General features: G+C 73.7%; 2 protein-coding genes. Both read right to left on the reverse strand.

Annotation, left to right across the window (positions count from 1 at the left end):
• Positions 1–52: 52 nt before the first annotated feature.
• On the reverse strand, positions 53–4,369 hold the full coding sequence (locus ACSNOG_RS21035; protein WP_436754228.1) for a hypothetical protein: 4,317 nt from the start codon (positions 4,367–4,369) through the stop codon (positions 53–55).
• Positions 4,370–4,372: 3 nt separating this feature from the next.
• The coding region (locus tag ACSNOG_RS21040) for a hypothetical protein (protein ID WP_436754229.1) at positions 4,373–7,465 on the reverse strand (3,093 nt) is incomplete at its 5' end.

Genomic DNA, 7,465 nt, shown 5'->3' on the forward strand with positions numbered 1-7,465 from the left:
CGGTGGAGCACCCGGTGCCGGCGCCGCCGTCTGGTCGGCTGACACCCCTTTCTCATTCCTGGAGGACGATCCGGCCCAGGAGCGTCACCGTCAGGCCGAAGTAGTCGGCGTGCACGAGGCGTCGGCCCACCGGGCGGGTCGTGCCGCCGACCGTGATCGTGCCGGTGGCCGTGGACGGGTCGGTCAGGTAGGTCTCGTGCTCCTCGACCAGGAGGCGGTATTCGGTGAGGAGCGCCGTGGCCGGCGGGGCGAGTTCGCCGGTCCAGACGAAGCCGGTGCCGCGCGCGGTGCAGGTCAGTTCGGCGGGGGCGCCGGCGGCCGTCCAGTCCAGGTCGCCGGTTCCGCTGCCGCGCTTCTGCACCGTGGCGACGACGCGGCGGCTCGCGGCCAGCGCGTCCCGGCCCGTCCCCGCGGGTTCGCCGGCGGCGTTGGCGGCGGCGGGGCCGCCGAGTTCGATGCGGAAGCGGTTGTCCGGCGTCATGGCGGCGGTGACCGTGCGGTCGGGCAGCAGCTGGACGAACTCCGAGGGCACGACCTTCGACAGGTGCAGCGCACCGAGGGACCACGGCTGGTAGCGGGCGAGGGCCAGCCGCAGGTAGGGGAAGTAGGCGGGGCTGTCGGCGAGGTCGCCGAGGTCCACGTCGACGTCGCAGAACCACAGTCCCTGGCGCTGGTCGAACTGCGGGGCGAAGGCCACGAGCGGCACTGTGACCGGGGCGCCGCCGACGGGCTCGGCGAGCACGCCGGACGCGGTGCGCTCGGCGTTGGGGAAGTTGCTCGCCCGCAGGCGGGGCAGGACGGAGTCGTCCGCCCACACGGGGTCGATGCCGCAGCGGGTGACGAGCTCGGCCGGCAGCCGGCTGCCCGGGTCGAGGACGACGGCGAGCAGTTCGTCGTCGCCGGAGGAGAACCAGGGTCGCTTGAGGTACACGCGGACGCCGGCGTGCCGGCGGACCCGGGTGACCTCGTGCCGCGTGTGGTCGACGGTGCGCGCCCAGCCGAAGGTGGGCACGAGGTGGCTCACTTCGGGCGGTTCGGGGCGCCGGGTGCTGAGCACGGGCCAGCCCGTGCCGGAAGGTCCCTGGCTGTCCGGCCCCCGGTTGGTGATCAGCTCGGTCCGGTCGGTGATCGCCGGGTGGAAGTACTCCCGGAAGCGGGTGGTGGCGGTCGGGGTGTAGGTGACGTTGCGGTGCCGGGTGTCGCGGAACTCGTGCCGCACCTCGCGCCGGAAGCCGCCGATCCGCAGGTCGTTCTCGAAGGGCTCCACCGTGACCTCGCCGACGTGAGCGTGCCCCGTGATGCGCTGCGGGGCGGATTCGGTCACGTCGTCGTGCCACTCGCTCCACGTCGCGTCGAGGTCGATCCGCCCGGTGCTCTTCGCATGGCACTGCACGATGCCGGAGAGCTCGGCGGACGTCTTTTCCTCCTCGCGGAAGAACGACAGCTCGCCGAGCACCGGGGACTGCAGCGGCCGCTCCACGGCGTGCACCAGGGTGACGTCCACCCACGGCGTGATCATCCAGTTCTCGCCGGCCGCCGCCGCGGCCGTCAGCTCGTCCTTCTTCCGCTGCGGCAGCCGCACCGGGTCCTGCCACAGCGGCGAGCCGGTCAGGAGCTGCCAGACGCGGAAGACGCCGAGGTCCGCGGCGTCGACCCGGCAGCTCATGCGGACCGTCACGGTCTCGCCCTTGGGCAGGAAGACGGTCACGACGCCGCCCAGCGGCGGGCTCGGCGGGCCGTCGCCCTCCTCGATCCGCATCCGCAGGGGGCGCGCCTGGGGCCAGGGTCCGGTGAAGTCGTACGTCTCGACGGCGTTCGGGCCGGGCAGCCCGCGCAGCGAGACGCCGCGCGCCAGGACGTCGGGCAGGTAGGGCAGCAGCAGCTGCTCGGCGTCGTGGATGACGTACTCGCCCTGCTTGAGGCCGTCGCCGCGCTGCACGGGCAGCTGGGTGAGCGCGGAGGTGTCCCGGGGGTTGTGCTTGACGACGTGGATCTCGTGCCGGGCCTTCAGGTCACGGGTGGCGCGCGGGTTCTCGGCGAGTCGGACGACCGTGTCGAGGTACGTGCCGGACTCCCGGGACGCGGCGGCGAAGTACTCCTCGCGCACGGAGTCCGGCCGGCCGGGGCCGAAGACGCCGTCGTACTGCCCGTGCTGCTCGGCCATGAGCAGCGAGGACTTGGGCGGGCTGAGGTGCCGTTCGTCGAAGTGGCGGTAGCGCCGGTCGGGGCCGTCGAGGGGGTCGCCCCGCCCGTGGTCGGGCACTTCGGCGTTCCTGCGCTGCGCCCACTCCAGCGGCGACACGGCCCGGCCGTCCGCGTCGACCGTGCTGCGGATGACCAGCCGCGGCTCCGACTCGCCCTCCAGGAACGGCCAGCGGGGGACGATCGCGGGCGGCGGAACGGGCTCCCAGCGCCCGTACGTCACCGGGTCGGTGGCGGTGCCCTCCACGGCCGGCGCGCCGGGCGCGAGGCTGTTGCCGGCGAGGTCGACGAGGCGGGCGCGCAGCCGGTAGGTGCGGCGGTAGCGCAGGGCGGGCAGGGTGCCGGCGGTCGGCCGGAACCTGGCGGCGAGCGGGAAGCGGTCCGAGACCTCGGGATCCGGCACCCGGGGCAGGTTGTCCTTCCCGATGGTCCGGCCGGGCGGGGGTGCCGCCAGGCTCCAGCCGTGCCAGCCGAAGAGGGCCTGGTGGACGTAGAGCTGGTTGGCGCCCTGTTTGTCGCGGGTGACGGCGGTGGCCTTGACGTGGCCCTCGTCGGGGGCCGCCGTGATGGGCACGGGCGGCTGTCCGGTGCGCCGGAGGGCGTAGTCGCCGGTGCGCGCGCACAGGGGGAACCAGGTGGCGACGCGGCCCGTCGCCGGGTCGACGACGCCGACGTCGACGCGGTAGCCGCGCACCAGGTGCGCGGCGTCGAGGACCGCCGAGGGGACGCTGCTGCCGTCGGGGCCGACTCCGGCCGTGTGCCGGGCGTCGGCCTCCAGCTGGTCGGCGAGCGAGGCGTCGCGGCCCTCGTAGAGGACGGTCAGGCCCGCGCCGTGCAGCGCCGGCAGCGCCGTGGGGTCGGCGGAGTTGGCCTTGGCCGGGTCGCTCACGCGGGTGAGCAGCTGGTCGAGGACGCGGGAGAACTCCACGTACTTCATCGCCGCGCCGTCGACGTCGAGGTCGAGGGTGTGGACCTCGTCGGTGCCCAGCTTGAGCATCCGGTGGCCGTAGAGACCGTCGTCGGCGGCGTACGCCTCGAAGCGGCGTCCTCCGACGTAGCGCAGCGCGGTCCACGGCCGCAGGCTCTCGTCGGCGTTGAGCCCTCCTTGCGCGGCGGTGAAGCGGACCCGGGCCTGCCATCCGTCGGCGAGCCCGGGCGGGGGCGTGACCAGGAGGTCGAGGGCCAGGCCGAAGCGGCGCAGGAGCTCGGGGTAGTCCGCGAGCAGGGCGCAGGCGGCGTGGAAGTCGAGGTCGGGCGGCACGGGTGGCGGAAGCGGTTCGGCGGAGGCCGCGTCGCCGGTGCCGGCGGGGCCGGCGGCCGCCGCGCCGTCCTGACCGGTGGCCGGTGCCGGCGGGCGCGAGGGCGTTGCGCGGTCGTAGAAGCGGTACATCTCGGCGAGCCCCAGCAGGGCGCTGTCCTGGCGGTACGGGGCGCTGCTGCGGTCCATGTACAGCGGCCGGTAGGGGTTCGCCGGCGGGGCCGCGTGCGACGCGCCGTCGTCGGCCGTGCCGGACGTGCCGGATGTGCCGGACGTGCCGGACGTCCCGCGGATCAGGCTGTCGAGCCGGCCGTAACCGCCGGCCACGTCCCGGGAGAAGTCGAGGATCGTGCTGGTGAGGTTGTCCTGAAGGTCGTCCGGCCGGGGGTGGTCCCAGCTCCCCCGCGGCGCGGACACAGCATCGGTGCCGGTGCCGGTGCCGTCACCGGAGGCGGCGAGCTGCTCGGAGCCTCCGCTGCCGGGGAACGCCCGGCGCTGTGCCGTGGCGGTCACGGCCGCCTCGTACAGCCCCCGGATCTGCTCGTGGACGGCTCTGCTGGGGAACGAGCGCAGGGTGGGCGGCCCTTCGGGTGCGGCGGCCAGGGCTCCGCCGGGCGCGCTCACCTTCGTGCCGGGGCCGAACAGTTGCGGCCACAGGGCGCTGTCGGCGGGCGGGAAGCGCCCGGTCTGTGGCTCGGTGGGTACCGTCACGCTCCCGCCGGGGCCCTTGAACTCCACCTGCAGCGCCGCCGCGTAGGTGCGCAGCGTCCCGGGCCAGTCCCGGAAGCCGGGGAAGGCCGCGAGGGTGTCGCCGCCGGTCAGGCGCGGGCTGACCAGGACGGTCAGCCGGAGCTTGCCGCCGGCCGCGGGCCCGTCGGGCAGTACGGTCCACCGGATCGTCTCGGGCATGGCTCAGCTCACTTCCGCGAAGGCGGTGCAGTACTCGGCGACGGGGTCGCGCCGGGCGCCCGTGACCGGGTCCGGGTAGGGCGCCATCATTTCGGCGAAGGTGACCGGGCGGCCGGCGCCGGCCTCCTCTGCGGCTCCGGTGAGGGAGGTGAGGGGGGTCAGGGCGGTCAGGGAGGGCCCCGAGCCCACGAAGCGCTTCTCGCACTCGATCGTGACCGACTGCGACCAGAAGCCGATGTGCACGCTGATGGAGATCCGGGCGCGGCCGGAGACGGTGTTCGGCGGCTCGAAGGTCAGCTCCAGGCAGATCTCGATGGAGGCGGAGATGATGCCGAGGACGTCGACCTCGCCCCGGGCGCGGAAGTAGCCCGTCAGGCGCGACTGGTTGGAAGGCAGTTCCAGGCGGTAGTAGATGCCCGCCATCACCGACAGGCTTCCGCTCGCCACTCCGAAGTTCATCGACAGGGCGGCACCGAACTCCAGGGCGGCCTCCAGCACCGCCACGCGCTCGGGGGTCAGCACGATGCCGAAGAATCCGCCGCCGCCGAGCAGGGAGACGGTGAGCCGGAAGGGTGCCTGGCGAGTGCAGAAGAAGAAGCCGATCTCCACCGACCGGCCGATGAAGGGCAGTTCGAGGTAGGCGCCCAGGCGGAGGTTCTCCAGGCTGAACACTCCGACGGCCAGGTTCGGCAGCGGCAGGGCGTAGCGCGCGGTGATGCCCGAGGGCGTGACCTCGATGCCGGGCGGGTCGCTGAACCCGTCGACGGGGATGAGCCGGCGCAGCGTCTGGACGAAGGACAGGGGCCCGATGAAGTCGATGCTCTTGAGGACGACGTCGATGTCGGGCTTCTTGCCGGCGCGTGCGCTGAAGCGGACGTGCCGGAAGGACAGCTGCAGGGCGTTGAACTTCGGCACCAGGAGGAGGCTGAACCGCTCCAGGCTGCAGGTGACGTCCGCGCCGACGGCCAGGTCCGGGCGCAGCGATCCGCGCAGGTCGACGACGACGGAGAACCGGCCGTCGGCGTCCGGGACGAAGACCGGCAGGTCCGCCGGGAACTTCTGGAGGGCCGGGCTCCACTCCAGGCGCGCGTTGACCGCCTCGGGGAGCTTCGCGCCCGCGGCCGCCTTCTGTACGGCGTCCCGCAGGGCGATGGCCTCCCCGGCGCCGGTGGTCCAGGTCGCGACCTGCTGCCGGACGCGGTCGAGCAGGGCCCGGACCCCGGGGTCGGCGTCCGCGGGCAGGGCGTTCAGCAGGTCGTTCAGGGCGGTGGAGAAGGCGGTGAAGGCGTCGTCGACGTGCCGCATCATGGTCGTGGGAGGCGGGCGGCCGGGGAGCCTCTCCGCGATGAAGTCGCCGACGGTCTTCATGAACGTCTGCGCGGTGTCGACGACGCGGCGGGCCGCGGCCGGGTAGCGGTCGATCTCGTGGCTGATCAGCTCGCGGACGCGGGCGAGGTCGGAGAGGAAGCCGGTGACGGCGGTGATGGTCTCGGTGAAGAAGTTCGGCACGTTCAGGGGCTTGGTCAGCCCGTCGACCGCCTTGATCACCTTCGCCAGCGGGATCAGGCCGAGGAGGGTGGGGCCGAGTTCGTCGAAGCGGTCCAGCGGGCGGAAGAAGCCGTCCGGCCGGAAGCTGCCGTCGGCGATGAGTTCGAGAGGATCCCCGCCGGCGGCGGCCGCGACGCCGGAGACGGGCCCGGTCAGCCGGGACAGGCCCGCCACGGCGATGCTGGGCGCCGACAGCCCGCCGGAGCGGTCGCGCTCGCTCCGGAAGTCCAGTTTCAGCGGCGCGTCGGCCGGCGTGAGGAGGCTGAGGAAGACTTCGCCCTTGTTGGCCCGGCGGACGGGGTCGGCGGCCTGGGAGAAGCCGGAGAGGGCGTAGCGCCTGGCGTAGGCCACCGGCACCGTGGTGTCGGCACCGGTGAGGCTGCCGACCGCGGGCACGTTGGCGTGGGCCCAGCGCAGCTGGGGGACGAACTGGGCGTTCTTCGAGACCGACGGATGGGTGGGGGCGGGGTTGGCCAGCGCCGGTGGCGCCTTCATGCCCCACACCATCCGGGCCACGTCGAGCCGGGTGTCGTCGGGCCTCGCCGAGGGGGCGAGGGCCACGGACTGGCCGAGCAGTTCGGCGCTGGTCTCGACGGGGATCTCCACCGCGGCGGCGGCCGTAGCGGCAGTGGGCGGGTTCCGGTCCTTGTCGTTGTACGCCCGCACGGCCGCGGCGAGTGCGGGGCCGGACGCCACGGTCTCGTCGAGGAAGAGCAGCGGGGTGCGGAACTCCACGATCCGCCCGGAGTGATCGACTGCGGTGATCTTGAAGCGGTACGGGGCCTCGGAGGCGGTCGCCGGGAAGAACTGCTTCTCGTCCGCGGGCTTGAGGAGGTCCGGCGTCACGACGGTGTCGATGCGCACGCTGGTGAACGGGAAGAGCACGTTCGTCAGGTCGCTGTCCGGCTCGGGGCCGGCCGGCAGCGGGGTGCCGGGATCGTAGGTGCGCAGGGGCTGGCGGACCACGACGAAGATCCGCTTGATCAGGTACGTGCCGCGGGGGTCACCGAACTTGCGCTCGGTGACCTCGACACGGACCGCCTTGTGCCCGAAGGGGCACAGGTACCCCTCCCGCATCACCCGGACGTAGTGGTCGCGGCCCATCGACGCGCGGTGCCGCCACTCCGAGAGCGAGACGCCCGCGGGGCGCTCCGGCCACGTGCCGAGGCTGTCCAGCCAGCCGCCCACCGCCGAGAGCATCAGGTTGTTCACGCCCACGGGCTTCGGTACGTAAGGCTGCCCGTCGGGCTTGAGCAGCCCGCCGTTGGCGGTGAGCTCGACGATGTCGTGCCGGTCCCGCGGCGACAAGGGCTCCGCGAAGGGAGGGGGCTCGACGGGGCCGGGGGTGCGGCCGCCCTCCCTGTCCCACACGGCGCGCACCGTGGCGCCGTTCAGCCGGGTGTGCCAGAGCTCCACGCGCTCGCCCGGGCCGGGGCCGCCGATCGCCGACCGGTGGATCCAGCGGCCCTTCTGCGACGGTGAGAGGTAGAGACGGTAGGGCAGTTCGATGCCGGTGGCGGGGTGATCGGGGTCGGCGAGGGGGTCCTG

Source organism: Streptomyces sp. URMC 124, from assembly GCF_051386455.1.
Taxonomy (GTDB): domain Bacteria; phylum Actinomycetota; class Actinomycetes; order Streptomycetales; family Streptomycetaceae; genus Streptomyces.

Coding starts and splice junctions, on each gene's coding strand:
- ACSNOG_RS21035 (WP_436754228.1), bottom strand. CDS start 4,369: ATGCCCGAGACGATCCGGTGGACCGTACTGCCCGACGGGCCCGCGGCC.